Here is a 16560-nt window from a genome sequence, read left to right as displayed (position 1 = left end):
AGTTTGCGTTTTAAATTTTATTTTTTCGCCCAACGTGATCGGGCAAGGTGAACAAAATGACATAATATAACTGAGCCGAACCCTATGAGCCCACCCAATATAACATGCGTCAAGCGTTCTGATGCAACGCTAGCTGAATGCGTGACTAACATCACTGTTGTTGCAACAAAGAAACAACGAAAAGAATATGCAATGACATAACGACGGAAGGCAACTAAAGTTAAGAAAATGCCACAAATGGCAAAGGTCAAAGCAAAAGGCGTGCTGGGAATAATAAATCCGAATAAAATACCTAAGGGAACACCTAGTGATACACCAATAACACGTTGACTCAATTTTTGTGGTGTTGTCATTACATTACCAGTAACGACACTGGCAGTCCCCCAAATCATCCACTGTCCATTTTGCATCTGAAAATATTCAACCAAAAATGCTGAAATACAAACGGCGATTGCCATAGCAATCATGCTTTCAACATAAGGATTTTGTTCTCCAAGATCATTCAAACCGCCTAATCGCAATGGGTGATAATGAATCTTACGTTTTTTATAATATGCGCTTATTTCATCGAATTGGGCAAGCAATAACGTAGGGACTAATGCAATCAACAGATAGGGTAAAAATTGAGGAGCCTGATGTAACATCACTATATGATTAGTCTCCGCAGCAAATTCTGTAGCAAGAATAATGGCAGGAATAAAAGTCCAACTCCCTAAAGGACGCAGCTTCTCGCCCTTTATCGTAACCAAAATAACTGCCGTAGCAGCGAGGGTGCAGGATACAATATACAGCACTGGCATAAGCTGGGTTAAAAAAAGTAAGTAAAACATCACAACAATCATGCAACCATGAAGCAATACCCCTAATGCAGTAAGCTCAAGTCGTTCCTCTACAATAAGGGTTGATATAGTTAAAACAGAGGACTGAAGCCAAATCGAGTTATTGGTACTCAAATAAAGAAGGGCAAAGGGTAATAATACAATGATACCTCGCAGCAAAGACCCTATCTGAATTTCATCTTTTAATGCTTGTATCGTCTTGGAAATAACGTGCATTAGATACCTTTTAGTTCGTTTACTGTGACAATTTGCGCTATTTTTTCCATTAATTGGATAGAAAATTGATGTTCCTCCTGATTCGCCGCCGCACAAATGTCTTCAACAATACATACTTTATAATCACGATCATGAGCATCGCGAGCGGTGCTTTGCACTGCCCAGGAAGTACTGACTCCTCCCAGTATTACTCGTTCAATTTGATTTGCTCGCAGCGCCGCATCAAGTGCAGTCCCATAAAATGCGCTAACTCTTGGTTTGACCATTATTAAACTATTGCCAATCAGTAATTCAGGATGAAACTCTGTTCCTTTAGAGCCCAGTTTTAGAGCATCCAATTCATGTACTTTACCAAAGATAGGCGAATGCTTTGGTTGTTCCGTATAATGCGCACTAAAACCGACTTTCACCATAATGGTTAACCAATTTTTTAATTTTGCAATTTCAAGAACTTTATTTACCTTTTTAATTATATCACGCTCTTGGGCGTGCGCGGCTGAACGCGCTATTTTGCCTTGTGGATGCATAATATCAATAATGTAGTCCAGACCTATAAATGCGGTACGCATCGTATTTCCCTCCATCAAATACTCCTGAATATCATTAAATAAAGCACATTTTTTTAATTTTTTGATTCCATAGAAACACTAAGTGAGCCTGATTTTATTTACTTGAATTTTCTTTAAAACGATTAGCTTCTATTTATTAATCTTTGTCATTAACGTTTCTTCATTGTTTCATATAAAAAATCAATTTTTTTCATATTGTCCTTCTTGCATAAATCATAAATCAGACATAATTTGATGAAAAGCGATCGCTCATTTTGAAACTCTCGCTCAAGCTATCGATCATGTTGTTAAATCGATCATTTGAAAATCAAATGGCTATAAAAGCGACGGATTTCAGTTGTTCCCTTTTTCTATGGGATAAATTCTTGCATCTTTTTAAATTTTTACTCAAAATATCCTTTGATTCATCTAGTTGTTTAACGGAATGTCTAACAAATAACAGGGGATGTTGAGATGAAATATACAGTAACTTTTTGCGTATTTGATCATACAGTAGGTGGAAATCCTTTTTGGCATGGTTCATTTTTTCTGTCCAAATTGAATGAAAGCAATCAGTTGCTGGAGGTTGTTGAAACCTGGGGTTTTTATGGTGTTACCAGCACGGGAGATAAAAGCAGTCGTTTTGAACAATTTAAAAGGAATCATCATTTAGATGTTGATTTCCAGGGCAATCACGGGATGCTGATCAATGAAGAAGTTCGCTATATGCATCTAGGTCATGGCTTATATGGAAAAACCTTTGAGCTGACACAAGAACAGTTCGAAGCGTTACAAAAGAAATGCACCACTGCAGTTGCAGAGCAAGAGGCGGCTATTCGTGAAGTGGTAGGTGATGGCGAAAATTTCAAAGTAGATCCTCAAAGGCCAGGACGAATTTACAGGGAAGAGGCCTATTCCAAACAAATTTTTGAAATCGAACAAACAAAGGCAAAAATAGAAGGCCGCCCATCCCGATTGAAACCATTTGATTTTCATTTATCATTGGGTTTTTGGAAGATGCAATTTTATGGATATGCATTTTGGTTCCCTGTACCCACCCTTGAAAATTCCAATACCTGTAAAACCAGGGCAGTTTCCCTTTTAGATGGTATCTTAACTGAAGAACAGCTTGCTCCATTTAAGAGCTCATCTCTGCCTCGATTTATTCCTGGCTTAGAGCCTATTCTATTGCATAGCGAAGGTCCATTACGCACGCACAAAAAGGCATCAGGTAAAGAAGTATTTTATCGAGATCGAAAACAAGATAAAGAAGTGAAATTATATTGGAGTGTGCCACCCCAACACTGTGATGTGTTATCAGAGGATACTGTAGACCTATTTAAAGTCGATGAAGAATATCGTCAGCAAGTCAAACTTATCGTGAGCCGGTTACAGCGTTTGGAGTGGTTAATACGTAATGCATTTTTAGTTATACAAGATGCAGAAAAAGAAAAAGTATTGCGGAAATATAAAGATGATTTAATTCAGCAAATTATTGCCTGTTATAAAGCGTTTGCCGTTATCGAGCCTAAAAAAGAAACGAAAATATCAGGTTGGCAAGGCTTCGCTCTTTCCTTATTTTCCTTACCCAAAAGTAGTGAGGAAAAAAAATTACAAGATAAAATTCATCAAGCGAAAATGTTGTTCAACGCGCTTTATATGGCAATAGTTGATGAATGGACAATCGATTTTGAGTCTTCATTTGAGGAGGTTAAGGGGAGCGAGCTTAAAAAGAGAGAGGATGAGGTGGATTATAATGAGCCTGAGGCGTTAGTATCTTATTTATCGATAGAAGATAAGAAAAATATATGTAAGATAATAGGAAGAAATTATTTAGAGTATGACGAAGATACTCGTTTGACTGTCGGTTCAACTGCATAATGTTATTAAAGTGTGACTGTTCTGAATTTAAAAACAGTTACACTGAGTCCTCATTTAAACAATAAAATCTCGTCGTTCAATAAACTTTCTTGTATATAAATTCATATGGTATCATAATAAAAATTAATGCTGTCTTTTTTTAGGCCATATTTACATGGGTGATCCTCAAGATCTATTCCAATCAGATTTTTTAACTATCCCATTAGATAAGTATCAAGGTGACCACTCGCCTGTGCTTGTGAAAGATGATCTAAGGTGGTTGATTGCTCAGCTTTATCATTTTGTAGCGGAATCTCCTAATTCCAGCTTTTTACTGCAAAGTAATTTTTCCTACTGGATAACTTACGCACTTCAATGTGCTGTAAATACCTATGATGCTGAAGCGGCACAACAAATCTGCTCCCTTTTTTATCAATTGGGGCAAGATTCAAGTAGTTTAATGTTGATTTTTGAGCAAACGCTTAGTGGAAAATTTGCAGGGCAAACTGTTGCTTATGCGTGGATGGACAATCTCTTTTCCGCAACATTTGACCCTAGAAATACCTCAGTGATCATAGCCATTAATTATATTTTTAGCCAGTTATTAGCGCAAAAGGGTGACGAATTTTCTGATGTCGTGACAAAAAACATCAACGAAGGGAGTGAGAAGGGAAAAAACGCAATTCTTGTACTGGCTCGTGCTTTGGCAAATGTTGCTGAGGCATCTGAAAATCGGCATACAGCTGAATTAATTGCCAATTTATTGAGAAGTTTCGTTAAAAAATCTCCACTTATTCTAAGCACTTCTCTAACTCGAGAAATAATACATGGTTCGTTTAAGGGAAAAAGCGGCGTCTATGTATTGGTCGGCGCAATAAAGAACGCAGTAGAGTATCAACCCAAGCTAATACAAATAGTTGGCGATATATTGATCGATGTGAATAACGTGCTCCCTAAAGAGTTAAGCGATGCCTTATGCAAGACTCATGAACGAGGTCCTTATAAAGGGAAAAATACTCTGCACATTATTCTTGTTTCGCTTATTTCCGCTGCCTACCTCAATAAAAACCTAGAAGCGGTAAGCGTTTTAATGCATATAGTGCATCAAGTGTGGAAGAGCAATACAGATGGCAAAGTAACTTTAGCATTATTGCACCCCATTGAAACTGGGGAGCATGCTAATATAAATGGAGTTATGATGATCGTACGTGCCATGCGTGCTGCAATCGACCATCAACATCAAGTAGCCCTATTTACTGATTTTTTAATTGATTTTATACAGAGTGACCCTAAAGAGTTAGGTGATGCTTTTACACATCATGCGCCTGCAAGTACTATAGGCGATTATACTGTTTCACCTTTAGTACTTTTAATAAATACACTTCAAAATGTTAATAATGTAACTCTGAAAACAAGCCTGCGCAATGTCATCAATAAGTTAGCCGATTCTAAATCAGCAGTTGAAATGCTTCTTTCTTTAACTGGCGATGCGAAATTAATTTTTATTGAAGAGTTAGCGCAAGTGTATTCTCTTAATCATAAGCAGGTAACCTGGCTTGCTCAAACTGATGGTCAGCAACTAAGAGCAAGCTCCGCTAGACTAGATTCTTGTTTTTTTTTGAAAAAAAATAGCTGGGGTAGAGGTCAACATTTTTTTATAGCACCCTACGTTTCTATGGATGAAGAAAAAACAGAGCTTCAAGATAAAGAAGATCGATGTCTACAGGATGATGGGAGGAGAAATACTATGAGTTGTAGCAATCCTTAACTTATATTCATACACAAACTTAAGTTCTCTAGCTAACTTGCTGTTTATTAAGTGGAAAAATAAGTGTTTGTCTATTCATTATAAATACAATTAACGATTGCTTGTATTTTGGCCACAAGTTAAAATGCGGGCTCAATGTGGAGTTTTTTTGTATTTTTAATTGATGGTGGTTCATTATGCCAAACCCTTTTTTTGTTTTTTTAAAGAAAAAACATACCGTCCCTAAAGTTACTTCATATACAGATACAGAACAAACTAAGGAACTTCAGCTCCTTGTCGCGTCGGGTAATAAAGCCCAATACAGAAAGAGAGAAAAGGACTTTAATGAAGAAGGCTTTAAATTCAGATTGACCAAGGGCATAGTCTATGAAATTAGGGATGAGGGTGAAAAAATTGAAGTCAAAGTTGCAGTACAGGTTAAAGGATTTACTTTAACGTGGTACTTTTGGACTACCGATGGACTGGACCAGTTCCCTCAGGAATTTAGAGATAAATTATTTAATGCTGCATCAAAAGTTCAAAGAGAAGAGGTTGAGGGGGGATGCGACTTATATCTCAGAGGCAGCGATGAGCTCCACGGCAAATTAATGCATCATCTTAAAGCTGAATTTTGGCAAAATCATAATCATTATCGATTAAAAGATAATAAGTTCTATACACCAATGGAGTTTAATCAACACATGTTTGGTCTTGCCTCAACCGAAATTTACCAAGAATTTTTTGAGGAAGGTGAAATTGAAGCGCTTTGTGAGCAATTTGCACAGTTTTATAAAAAATGGATAGCAAAGGAGGGCAGTGGACCTTCACTTGAGGAGGAATACTTTAATGATCCTGCACAAAAATTAGATCTAGAAGATCTGATTGAGCTGGAGTTATTTGCGCATCAACAAGAACCTTGTCGAATTAATCTGTCTGAATTAAAAGTAGATTATGAAAAAGCAAGAATGGAAATTGAGCGGATTGTTAGAGAGGGTCTAACTACGGAAAAACTAGGTGTTTTATTAGAGAAAGTTGATCAGGAATATAATGAGCTTGTGGCGTTTAGAAAGATAGGTGGAAGCAGAGGACTTACTCCTGAGATAACTGATTCGAGTATAATTAAAGGAAGTCGCTACCAAGTGAGTCCAGGTCGAGATGATAAGCTTAAAAAAGAGCTACCAGATGTTCCAAAGTGGGCGTATAGTGTTCAAGCTGCTGTTGAAAAAGCAAAAGCATTTATCCTTGATGATGCAAAAAAAAGATTAGCTGTTCCGGAAAAGGTTATTACCGACAGTATGAGTTTAACTGAAGCCCATGAAGTAGGAGTGGCAAATAAAGGTGATAACGGAGCAAAAACAGAAAAAATGCTGGAGGCAGCTCGTGAGACAGAACCTAGCAAACCAAAGTTAGGTGCAGCATTTGCAAAGTCTATTGACGCTTCGTTTCTTGATATCTTGCAAAAAGAAAATGAAAGCGCCAAAAAGACTAAGATAGCCTCTCTAACAGAGGTACAGACGGTATTTAGAATTTAAGCTCAGCCTAATCAATTGAGGAAATAGAAATGGGTAGACTTTTTCAAGATAAAAAGAAGGATGTTAACCGAATTATTGGAAATTTTGTTGCAGCTGAAGCAAAATCTGGAGATTTTTTTAATAAATTGAATGCACTTCAAAATGAACTTTATACGGTAAAAACAAAAGAAGAGTTTGATATTGTTGTTCAAAAATTAATTAATGAGGGAAAAAATGTTCATCAATTTTTATCTGAACTCATAACAGGAGCAGATCAAGAGATTATATCAAAAGTGATGGTGCAATTGGCTTCGCAACCTAATCTCAAAAACTTCATCATCTTGTTGAATTATACAGAGCTTGCCGCAAAAAGTATTGCTGAAACAAATGAATCATTAAGCGTGCAACAATCATTAGTTGGTTTAACTGAAGAACAAAAAACAGTGTTATTACTTTTCATTACGAAATTAAAAGAGCTTAAACCGATTGCAGCATTACTTGTAAACCAGGAAGAGGTATTTAAAGTGCTTCTTCAGCAAACGACTTCATTGGATGCAATTGATAAAATAGAAAATGAAATTGAAAATAAAAATCGACTACTAGATGGTGCCCTGGAACGATTATTACCTTATCCTAAAGATGAACTCGTGGCAGGACAAATTATTAACATCCTGAAAGCCAATAGGCATCTGCTGAAAGTATTGCAATCATTTGATTTACATGAAACATTAATGGACGACATATTAAATGCAAGAGCAAGAATTTTCGCAGATACTGACTCTTATGCGAGCGCTCAACCAGTGTGTTAATGAAAGGTTACATTTTTCTTAACGAATTTTCCCTGGTTTATCAACTAAATCCAGGTGAAGAAGTGGTCTTGCATTAAGGAACAATCGCATCGGTATATCTTCAATGTAGGCTTAATTCGAGTTTAAATGGAATACCATTATCTTTTAGGATGATTATGAAGAATAGCGAAAAGAAAGTCGAACTGGCATGGCCAGTTCGATGCGAACCAATTAAAGGATTAAGCAGCCATTGATTTAACACGAGCGACTAAGCGACTTTTAATACGAGCAGCTTTATTCTTATGAATTAAACCTTTACCAGCCGCTTTATCAATAACTGGTTGTGCTTTGGTGTAGGCAGCATGAGCGGCTTCTTTATCACCTGATTCAACAGCTTTAATCACATTTTTAATGTAAGTGCGGAACATAGAACGTGCACTGGCGTTGTGTTGACGTAATTTTACGTTTTGGCGAGCACGTTTGATCGCTGATTTAATATTTGCCACTTAAAAATCTCCACTCATTCAGACGGTACAAAAGATGGTGATCATGCACAATGAGTCAGAATTTGTCAATAGACTTCTTTGTTTCTAAAGTAGAAATTGATTCTCTCTATTGCGATATGTCTTAATTTTATGCATAATCAATTGATCAATATGGAACCAATGTCTCTTTAGCAATTATATTTTAAAATCTTATACCTTATATTTAGGTTATGAAATTTAATTCATTTAGGTATATCATAAGGTATTTTATTTCATGCATAAAAATTATGTCAGCAACAGAAACAGAAATTATGGTACCTAAACGCCAGAGCTTGCTACGTTCAACGACCTTGGTTTCAGTCATGACCTTCATTTCACGTATTGTCGGTTTTATACGTGATATGGTTCTTGCCAATTTTTTTGGTGCCCAAGCAGGGATGGATGCCTTTTTTGTGGCGTTTCGTATCCCTAATTTTATGCGCCGTCTTTTTGCAGAAGGAGCTTTTGCGCAAGCTTTCGTTCCTGTACTTGCTGAATATCAAAAAACACGTTCTCCGAATGACGTGCGGGTTTTTATTGCGCGCATTGCCGGATATCTGGGTTCAATTCTGAGTGTTGTTACTTTGATCGGAATATTTGCCGCACCCGTGATTATCTTTTTATTTGCCCCTGGCTTTAGCCATGACAGCAGCCGTGCAGTATTGGCAACAGAAATGTTGCGTATTACTTTTCCTTTCTTGATGTTGGTTTCGCTAACAGCCATGGCTGGAGCGGTATTAAATACCTACGGATATTTTGCCATCCCTGCATTTACGCCAGTATTATTAAACATCTGTATGATTCTTGCTGCGGTTTATCTATGTCCCCATTTGCCAAGACCCGTTGTAGGATTGGCTTGGGGAGTGCTGATTGCAGGTATTGCGCAATTGCTTTTTCAAATCCCTTTTTTGCATCAACGCAATTTATTGGTAAAGCCAAGATTAGTGAGAAATGATGCGGGGGTCAATAAAGTTCTAAAGCTCATGATCCCCGCTTTATTTGGTGTTTCTATTGCTCAACTTAATTTAATGGTCGACAGTATTTTTGCCTCCTTTTTAAAAGTTGGCAGTGTGTCTTGGTTGTATTACACCGATCGCCTGACTGATTTCCCATTAGGTGTTTTTGGCGTAGCGATTGCAACAGTGATTCTCCCACATTTATCTCGGAGGCATGCGGAACAAAGTATCAGCCAGTTCTCAAGTGCGTTGGATTGGGGATTGCGTTCTATTTTACTTATAGGAGTGCCTGCAGGTCTGGGGTTGTGTTTGTTTGCTTTACCGCTGATCTCAAGTTGCTTTGCTTATGGTAAATTTACTGCTTATGATGTGATTCAGACACAAAAAAGTTTAATTACTCTTGGAGCCGGTGTCCCAGCTTTTATGATGGTAAAGGTTTTGGCTTCAGGGTTTTATGCACGACAAGATATCAGTACCCCAGTTAAAGTGGGTGCAATTTCGATGGTGGTTAATACTTTATTATGTTCTGTATTTGTTTGGTACTTTGCTCATGCGGGTTTGACTTTAGCTTCGGCATTAGCAGGTTATGTCAATTGTGGCACTTTGTTGTTCATACTGATTAAACGTGGAGTGTTCAAACCTTCGCCTGGATGGTTAAAATACTGTATGCAATTATTCTTAGCCAATGCAGCCATTAGTCTCTATTTAATTTTAATGAGTGGAACAGTCAGTTATTGGCTCGGGTTTTCTCCAGTAATGCGTTTAGCCATATTAGCCGCTCATGTAGGTGTCGCTGTGGTAATATATGTTTTAGTTTTGGGATTAGCCGGACTCAGACCCGCTCATTTTCGTGGCCAAGTGAAGGAATAAAAAAATGCAAGCAAAATTATTTTATGAGACTCAGAGTGATAGAGCCATTCCTCTTTATTTGATGTCACAAGATCAATGGGCAGAAGGGATGAGCTTGTTTACACCTGCAGAACAAAATTGTCTTGCTTTGCATCAATTTCAAGGAAAATTAGGCGACTCTTGTTTTATTCAGAATGCAGATGGATTAATCGATAAAGCGTATATTGGTACAGGAGATGGAAATCAGGTTCAGGCTTTAGCCAATGCAGCACTAATACTCCCACCGAATACTTATCAAGTACAAGGAAGATGTACTCAGGAAGCAACAATGAATTGGGCTTTGGCACAATATCGTTTTGATACCTATAAAAAACAAGAGATAAAACCTCGTATTTTAGTAGTTCACCCAGATGATTGGAATGCTCTGTTGGCCTTAACCCAAGCGCAATTTTTAGTGAGGGATTTGATAAATAAACCGACTAATGATTTAGGCCCAAAAGAGTTAGCTGAAGTAGTGGAACAATTAGCAAAAACACATAAAGGGCAATTTAAACAATGGGTTGGCGATGAATTACTCGACGATAATTTTCCAGCAATCCATGCCGTTGGGCGTGCTTCTAAATCAGCACCTCGCTTGTTGTCCTTAACTTGGGGGGATGAGAAAAACCCTCGTATTACACTAGTTGGAAAAGGAGTTTGTTTCGACAGCGGGGGCTTGGACATTAAATCTGCTTCGGGCATGCGTTTAATGAAAAAGGATATGGGAGGGGCAGCCCATGTAATCGGCCTTGCGCAATGGATTATGACTCGTAATTTACCCGTGCGCTTGCAAATGCTTGTACCTGCGGTAGAAAACGCGATAGGACCCGATGCATTTAGACCAGGTGATGTCTTAACTATGCGTAACGGCTTAACTGTAGAGATTCATAACACAGATGCAGAAGGCCGTTTAGTTTTAGCTGATGCTTTAGTCAAAGCATGCGAAGAGCAGCCTGAATTACTGATTGATTTTGCTACGTTAACAGGAGCTGCAAGGGTTTCCGTCGGTACCGAAATTGCGGCCTTATTTACCAATAAGGATCAATTGGCTGCCGAAGTGACTGCGGCATCATATCAAGCAGCTGATCCTGTCTGGAGATTACCTTTATTTGCTGCATACGAAGAGCTGCTTCGTTCAAATGTGGCTGACTTGGCTAACTCTAGCGATCATCCCTATGCTGGCGCTATTGTTGCTGGATTATTTCTTCAACGTTTCGTTTCCAAATCGATACCCTGGATGCATTTTGATATTATGGCTTGGAACTTGGGTAGTAAACCAGGTAAACCTGAAGGTGGTGAAGCGATGGGATTACGTACGGTTGCAGAATATTTGTTACGTGTTTATGGATAGTTGTCTTGTTCCATGCAGCAAGACCTCGATCATGCCAATAAGGAGATTTTATGTTAGTGACGTTTCATACAGATGCTTACGAAGATATTACTTATTTTGCAGATGTAGCTAAAAGTCTGCTTTCTTTAATGGGGCATAGTGGTACGGTTCCAGGAGCGATTAAAGCAGAAAATCTTCCTGAGGCTTTGGAAAAGTTACAGTCTGGGCTTAGCAAAGAAAACAAAATTGCTGAGGAAGATGAAGAAAATGAACCCAAAATCAGCTTGGCAAAGCGAGCTGTGCCCTTAATCAGTTTGCTGCAAGCTGCGATAAAAAAAGATAAAGATGTGCTTTGGGATTAATGGTCTTTATGATTATAGCCTGGTTGCAAGCAACCAGGTTGTGCTAATCTAAACTACTTCACTATTTCACTTCAATCTGATGGGTATGTAATTCGCAACCTTTGGCTCTATAGTCCCTATAATGGGTGCGACTCTGTTCTTTATCCGCTTCTGCGTTAATCACGATTTCCATAATGCGCTTAAATTTCGGGTAAAAATCAGGAACATGACTCGAAAGATTCAATAAGATATCATTAAAACCTCTAGGTTCACGTTCATAACCAATTTGTATTGGGGGTGGTGGTTCAGGTCCTTCACCTTGTAGGTTATGTGGGATAAAACTGTCCTCTTTGAAAGTCCATAACAGCTCATCCAATAATTCAGCATCCTGCTTGTTATTACATAAGACATAAACTTTATGCCCTTTAGCATAAGCTTTTTCCAAAAGACGACAAGCAACCAGCCAACGTACATGGTTCTGGTCGCTCGTTAATAAGTAAAAATCAACGCGAATTGATGGCATGGCGTATTATTTGAGTTAATAAAGGAACAGGTCTTCCCGTAGCATTACGATTTTTGCCGAAAACCCAGGCTGTACCGGCAATGTCTATATGGGCCCAACGATACTTTTCTGTAAAGCGAGACAGGAAACATGCAGCTGTAACACTACTTGCAGTACGATCAAAATTTGCATTGATCATATCGGCTAAAGGACTATCAAGCGCATCTTGATACTCATCATCCAAGGGCATACGCCAGACACGATCATTGCTGTCTTTAGCGGCTTTTTCGATGAGCTGTGCTAATTCTTCATCTTGGGTCATAAAACCGGATGCTACCGTTCCCAATGCAACAATAATTCCGCCGGTAAGGGTTGCAACATCGATGACGAATTCGGGTTGATACCGCTCTGCGTAAGTTAGTGCATCAGCCAATACGAGACGACCTTCGGCATCAGTATTGATAATTTCAACAGTTTGCCCTGACATGCTGGTGACAATATCGCCTGATTTAACGGAAGTACCACTCACCATATTTTCAGCACTGGCAATCAAGCCGATTACATGAATTGGGAGTTTCAGTAACGCGCATGCTTTTAAAGCACCAAACACACTAGCAGCCCCTGACATATCATATTTCATTTCATCCATAGCATTGGCAGGCTTGATGGATAACCCACCTGAATCGAAAGTAATTCCTTTGCCTACCAGAATGATTGGGGGAGTATTTTCTGCACCTTTGTAATGTATGTCTATAAGTCTTGGTGGCTGGGCTGAACCTTGAGCGACTGCCAATAAAGTTTCCATACCCATTTGACGCATTTCTTCTGGCCCCATCACTTTGCAACTCATATTTTGTGCAAATTCTTTGCATAACTGCATTGCTTGTTCGCCTAAATAAGTGGGGGTACAGATATTAGCTGGCATGTTCGCAAGATTACGGGTTAATTCCACACCCGCAGCAATGGCTTGGCCTAATTTTAATCCCTCATCACTGGCATTGGGTAAATAAAAGGTTAAAGAATCTAATTGATGGGCTTTTGCCTTTTTCTTTTTAAAATCCAGTAATTGATACCGCTGATTATCCATTTGAATAATCATTTGTTCCAATTGCCAGTTTGCGGAATATTGGTTTATTTGCGGGAGGCATATTGTTGCACTCCGAACACGATGCTTGATTAATGCTACAGTAATCTCAGTGGTTCTCTTTTTTAGTTGCGAAGGGTTGAATTTAGCTTGCTCGCCGCATTGAATGATTAATAAGGTTCCATGCAGGTTATGATGCCATTGTATATCACCAGCTTCAGATGTTTTCTGAATCAGCTTGCTAATTAGGCCGTGGTTTTCTTTATCTAAAGCCTGGGCAAAATCAGATAAATCCGTATCAGAAAATACGCCAAGTACAAGACATTCGCTGGTTGATAACGAGGGCTGTTGTGTTAATTCATATTTCATTTTTTATTATCCTAATGTCTCGTGTTGCCTTAAGTATGGCGAAAACCGCCATCGTCCAAAGCGTGGGGTCTCTTCGCCATAGTTTGGTTTTCCGATGAGAGATCCCGCTGTCCCGGATACCGGTATGCTTCACCCAGGTTACAATTTACTTGCAGTTTACCTAAACTAAGTTTGGTTTTAAACAGGCATTTTACAATCTGTTAAGGGTTTTGTAGGTACAACAATTTGAACATTTATGCCTTTAATTGTTGGACTATTTAGCGCTTTTTCAAGGTAGTCAATCAATGGTACTTCAACTACTTTGCCATATTCTGACGAAGCTTGCCGAAAATACAATTGTCCATCATGTCTAATTGCAAAACCTAAATGTGAAATATTTAATGCAGTGCCAATTTTTTGGCTTAGATCCCAGTTTGGTCTTACAATTTCAATGATTGCACCATGAGGAATTTGCGCAAATAAATACATATCTGGTTTATTATGTTCGGGAAATAACGCAGTAAAAGGAAGGTAAGGGACCTTTTCTGAAGTCACTTCTAATTGAGCGCCTTTCTTTTTCAATTCATCTAATCGCGCTTCTTCTTTTCCTTTATCGGCATGCTCTAGTCTAATTGTTTCAACCGTTTTAAAGGCATACCAATTAGGTTTATTAATCACTGCTTCAGCGATCTGGGCTACTGGTTGATTATTTTTATCTTTAATCGTTAATGTAATGTCTTTAAGTAGTCCGCTTTGCTGATTGTTTTGATTCCAATCCAAGCCTTGAAAATGATTTCGTTGAAGATAAGAAACGAGGCCATTTTTATAGCGCATGTTTTTTATGCATTGTTGAAACGAGGTTAGTGAATTGGCCAAAGCTAAAGACAGAACCGTGTTGACATAGGTATCGCAATCGAATGAGTCGACACGGTATTTAGGAAACTGATCATAGCGCGCTTTGGGGCCTTCTCCTAAAGAACCAAGTAAATAAGGGATACCCAAAAATTGGCTGCTAAACCAATCTATTCTATCGGGCATGGAAGTATTCGGCATGCTGCTGAGTCTATGGTATAGTTCTTCTATTGAGGAGTTAGCTTGTTTTTCAGTAGTATTTGAGTCAAAAGCATAACTTAAAAAAGAAATGAGGAAGCAGGTTATAAAAATCAAATGTTTTAAGGGAGTAAGTGTGCACTTCATCAATTTTTTCTATCTAAAGCCAAATAATGACTACATCTTAACCTGTTCCGGAGTATGGAGGCAAGAATGCTCAATATAATCTGGTTAGGGATGATACTGATTTCTGTAGTAGTTGGCGTGATTGAAGGACGTATTGATGAGGTTGCTCGTGCTGTAACTGACTCAGCCAAACTTGGTTTTGAAATTGCTCTTGGTTTGGCAGGAATCATGTCTTTATGGCTTGGAATTATGTCCATAGCGACCGAATCAGGACTAGTGACTTTATTGGGTAAACTTCTCAAACCGATTTTAAGACGACTGTTTCCGGATATTCCTACAGAACATCCCGCAATGGGGGCGATCACCATGAATATTGCTGCAAATATGTTGGGACTTGCCAATGCAGCAACTCCATTTGGATTGCAAGCGATGAAAGAGCTGCAAACACTGAACCAGCATACAAAAATTGCAACCAACTCCATGTGTACTTTTCTAGCAATTAATACTTCAAGCGTGCAATTAATTCCTGCTACCGCAATTGCATATTTGGCGGCAAATGGTAGCACTAATCCAAGTAGTGTCATCGTCAGTTCTTTAATCGCCACTATCGTTTCTACTTTAGTTGCCATTATTGCCGTAAAGCAATTAGCGAAATTACCCATGTTTCGTGTTGGAAGGAAAGACAGCCTATGAGTGGATTCGCTAATCAGTTGTCTAATTGGATGCTTTTAATTTTTATTGTGGGTATTCCTTTATACGCTGCAATAAAAAAAATTAACGTTTTTGATGCATTTATCGTAGGCGCAAAACAAGGATTTGATACGATTTTGAGCATTGTTCCTTATTTAATCGCGATGATAGTAGCTATTGGGATGCTACGTGCTTCAGGATTTTTTGGTTTAATGGCCAATCTGCTGGCTCCTCTTCTCGCCATGATTGGTATGCCTCCTGAAGTATTGCCCTTGGCTTTAATTCGACCTTTCTCAGGAAGTGCTTCAACAGGAATGATGGCCGAATTGATTCATCAGCATGGTGGAGACTCGTTTATCGCCAAAGTTGCAGCCACGATGATGGGGAGTACAGAAACAACATTTTATGTGATTGCTGTTTATTTTGGTTCTATAGGAATTCGCCGAACACGACATGCTATTCCTGCTGGCTTATTAGCAGATCTTGCTGGAATCATTGCCTCTGTACTCGTTTGCCGTTATCTATTTGGGTGATTATACTGATTTACCTCAATAGAAAATTGCATTAAAGATTATCCAATTCTTGTTTTTTTCTTGCCTTTGCTTTTACCTTTACTGGCGTAATTTGTTTTTTCAAGTGATTTAAAACGTGCAAATACATTACGTACCTTCGCTTTAAATTGGGCCATTTCGCGCGCAGGAACAGGAGATGCTGTGGGCAGGTAGGTCGTTGTTGGATTTCTTGGTTGGTTATGAACATGAAGCTCATAATGGCAATGAGGACCTGTAGCCAGACCTGTTTGACCTACATAGCCAATTACCTGACCGCGTTTAATTCGGCTGCCTTTGGACAAGCCTTTGGCAAATCGAAGCATGTGTCCATATAACGTACTGAAGGTTTTATCATGTTTGACTTCAATCATATTCCCGTAGCCATTGTGTCTACCAATATTAGTAATGACTCCATCACCAACAGATTGAATTGGTGTTCCGATAGGTGCTGCGAGATCAATACCTTTATGTGCTCTTTTATAATGCAATATGGGATGATATCTTGAAGAAGTAAAAGTTGAGCTTATATGACTGAACTTAATCGGATACCGTGAAAAGGCTTTCTTAAAACTTTCGCCTTTAGGGGTATAGTAATCACGGTTACCATTTCTACTAATATGGCGAACCGCTTGTGCAGTTTTGCCTTGATTGGTATAGCTTA

General features: G+C 38.6%; 16 protein-coding genes (1 of these 16 running past the window's edge). 9 read left to right on the top strand and 7 right to left on the bottom strand.

The annotated features are described in order from the left end of the window. Nucleotides 1–17: 17 nt before the first annotated feature. Complete coding sequence (locus EL022_RS15405) at nt 18–1055, bottom strand: FUSC family protein (protein ID WP_028381057.1); 1038 nt, start codon at nt 1053–1055, stop codon at nt 18–20. Continuing rightward, nucleotides 1055–1639 carry a cysteine hydrolase family protein gene (locus tag EL022_RS15400; protein WP_241972207.1) on the bottom strand — a complete coding sequence of 195 codons (585 nt, stop codon included), beginning with the start codon at nt 1637–1639 and terminating at the stop codon, nt 1055–1057. The genes EL022_RS15405 and EL022_RS15400 overlap by 1 nt, the downstream gene beginning before the upstream one ends. 438 nt (nt 1640–2077) lie before the next feature. Between EL022_RS15400 and EL022_RS15395 the strand changes: the two genes are divergently transcribed. The 4 genes from EL022_RS15395 (at nt 2078) to EL022_RS15380 (ending at nt 7530) form a co-directional block, all read left to right on the top strand. Beyond that, the gene (locus EL022_RS15395) at nt 2078–3484 is read left to right on the top strand and encodes a hypothetical protein (RefSeq protein ID WP_028381059.1); all 1407 of its coding nucleotides are present in this window, start codon (nt 2078–2080) and stop codon (nt 3482–3484) included. A gap of 154 nt (nt 3485–3638) precedes the next feature. After that, nucleotides 3639–5231 carry a hypothetical protein gene (locus EL022_RS15390; protein ID WP_028381060.1) on the top strand — a complete coding sequence of 531 codons (1593 nt, stop codon included), beginning with the start codon at nt 3639–3641 and terminating at the stop codon, nt 5229–5231. 176 nt (nt 5232–5407) lie between these two features. Further along, nucleotides 5408–6742, top strand: a complete 1335-nt coding sequence (locus EL022_RS15385) for a hypothetical protein (RefSeq protein ID WP_051544447.1) — start codon at nt 5408–5410, stop codon at nt 6740–6742. Nucleotides 6743–6771: 29 nt separating this feature from the next. Beyond that, complete coding sequence (locus tag EL022_RS15380) at nt 6772–7530, top strand: hypothetical protein (RefSeq protein WP_028381061.1); 759 nt, start codon at nt 6772–6774, stop codon at nt 7528–7530. Between the two features lie 218 nt (nt 7531–7748). Here EL022_RS15380 and rpsT read toward each other — a convergent pair whose 3' ends face one another. Beyond that, nucleotides 7749–8015 carry a 30S ribosomal protein S20 gene (rpsT, locus tag EL022_RS15375; protein WP_028381062.1) on the bottom strand — a complete coding sequence of 89 codons (267 nt, stop codon included), beginning with the start codon at nt 8013–8015 and terminating at the stop codon, nt 7749–7751. Between the two features lie 266 nt (nt 8016–8281). Between rpsT and murJ the strand changes: the two genes are divergently transcribed. Genes murJ through EL022_RS15360 form a run of 3 tightly spaced genes read left to right on the top strand, consistent with a single transcriptional unit; the run spans nt 8282 to nt 11569 of the window. After that, entirely contained in the window at nt 8282–9859 is a 1578-nt protein-coding gene (gene murJ / locus EL022_RS15370; RefSeq protein ID WP_028381063.1) for a murein biosynthesis integral membrane protein MurJ, read from the top strand. Nucleotides 9860–9863: 4 nt separating this feature from the next. Further along, entirely contained in the window at nt 9864–11228 is a 1365-nt protein-coding gene (locus EL022_RS15365; RefSeq protein WP_028381064.1) for a leucyl aminopeptidase family protein, read from the top strand. A gap of 50 nt (nt 11229–11278) precedes the next feature. Continuing rightward, complete coding sequence (locus tag EL022_RS15360; RefSeq protein WP_028381065.1) at nt 11279–11569, top strand: DUF1840 domain-containing protein; 291 nt, start codon at nt 11279–11281, stop codon at nt 11567–11569. 61 nt (nt 11570–11630) lie between these two features. Here the strand turns inward: EL022_RS15360 and EL022_RS15355 are convergent, their stop codons facing one another. From EL022_RS15355 to EL022_RS15345, 3 genes are all read right to left on the bottom strand, one after another. Beyond that, the gene (locus EL022_RS15355) at nt 11631–12071 is read right to left on the bottom strand and encodes a DNA polymerase III subunit chi (RefSeq protein ID WP_028381066.1); all 441 of its coding nucleotides are present in this window, start codon (nt 12069–12071) and stop codon (nt 11631–11633) included. Continuing rightward, a complete protein-coding gene (locus EL022_RS15350; RefSeq protein ID WP_028381067.1) occupies nt 12052–13503 on the bottom strand; it encodes a leucyl aminopeptidase in 1452 nt (483 codons plus the stop codon). The genes EL022_RS15355 and EL022_RS15350 overlap by 20 nt, the downstream gene beginning before the upstream one ends. 177 nt (nt 13504–13680) lie before the next feature. Then, complete coding sequence (locus EL022_RS15345; protein WP_028381068.1) at nt 13681–14679, bottom strand: N-acetylmuramoyl-L-alanine amidase-like domain-containing protein; 999 nt, start codon at nt 14677–14679, stop codon at nt 13681–13683. A gap of 66 nt (nt 14680–14745) precedes the next feature. On the opposite strand from EL022_RS15345, the gene EL022_RS15340 reads away from it, so the two are divergent. Together EL022_RS15340 and EL022_RS15335 are read left to right on the top strand one after the other, a co-directional pair. Beyond that, nucleotides 14746–15351, top strand: a complete 606-nt coding sequence (locus EL022_RS15340) for a nucleoside recognition domain-containing protein (RefSeq protein WP_028381069.1) — start codon at nt 14746–14748, stop codon at nt 15349–15351. Then, entirely contained in the window at nt 15348–15881 is a 534-nt protein-coding gene (locus EL022_RS15335) for a spore maturation protein (protein WP_028381070.1), read from the top strand. Before EL022_RS15340 ends, EL022_RS15335 begins: the two co-directional genes overlap by 4 nt. Before the next feature lie 38 nt (nt 15882–15919). On the opposite strand, the gene EL022_RS15330 is transcribed toward EL022_RS15335, so the two are convergent. Then, a protein-coding gene (locus tag EL022_RS15330) for a M23 family metallopeptidase (RefSeq protein WP_028381071.1) crosses the window boundary here: on the bottom strand, nt 15920–16560 show its final stretch. 850 nt of this gene lie beyond the right edge of the window; 641 of the gene's 1491 nt are visible here — the last part of the coding sequence; its start codon lies off the right edge, out of view; its stop codon occupies nt 15920–15922.

This window comes from Legionella cherrii, assembly GCF_900635815.1.
Lineage (GTDB): Bacteria > Pseudomonadota > Gammaproteobacteria > Legionellales > Legionellaceae > Legionella > Legionella cherrii.
Note: the sequence above shows the minus strand (reverse complement) of the source record. Positions and strands in the feature narration are given on the sequence as shown.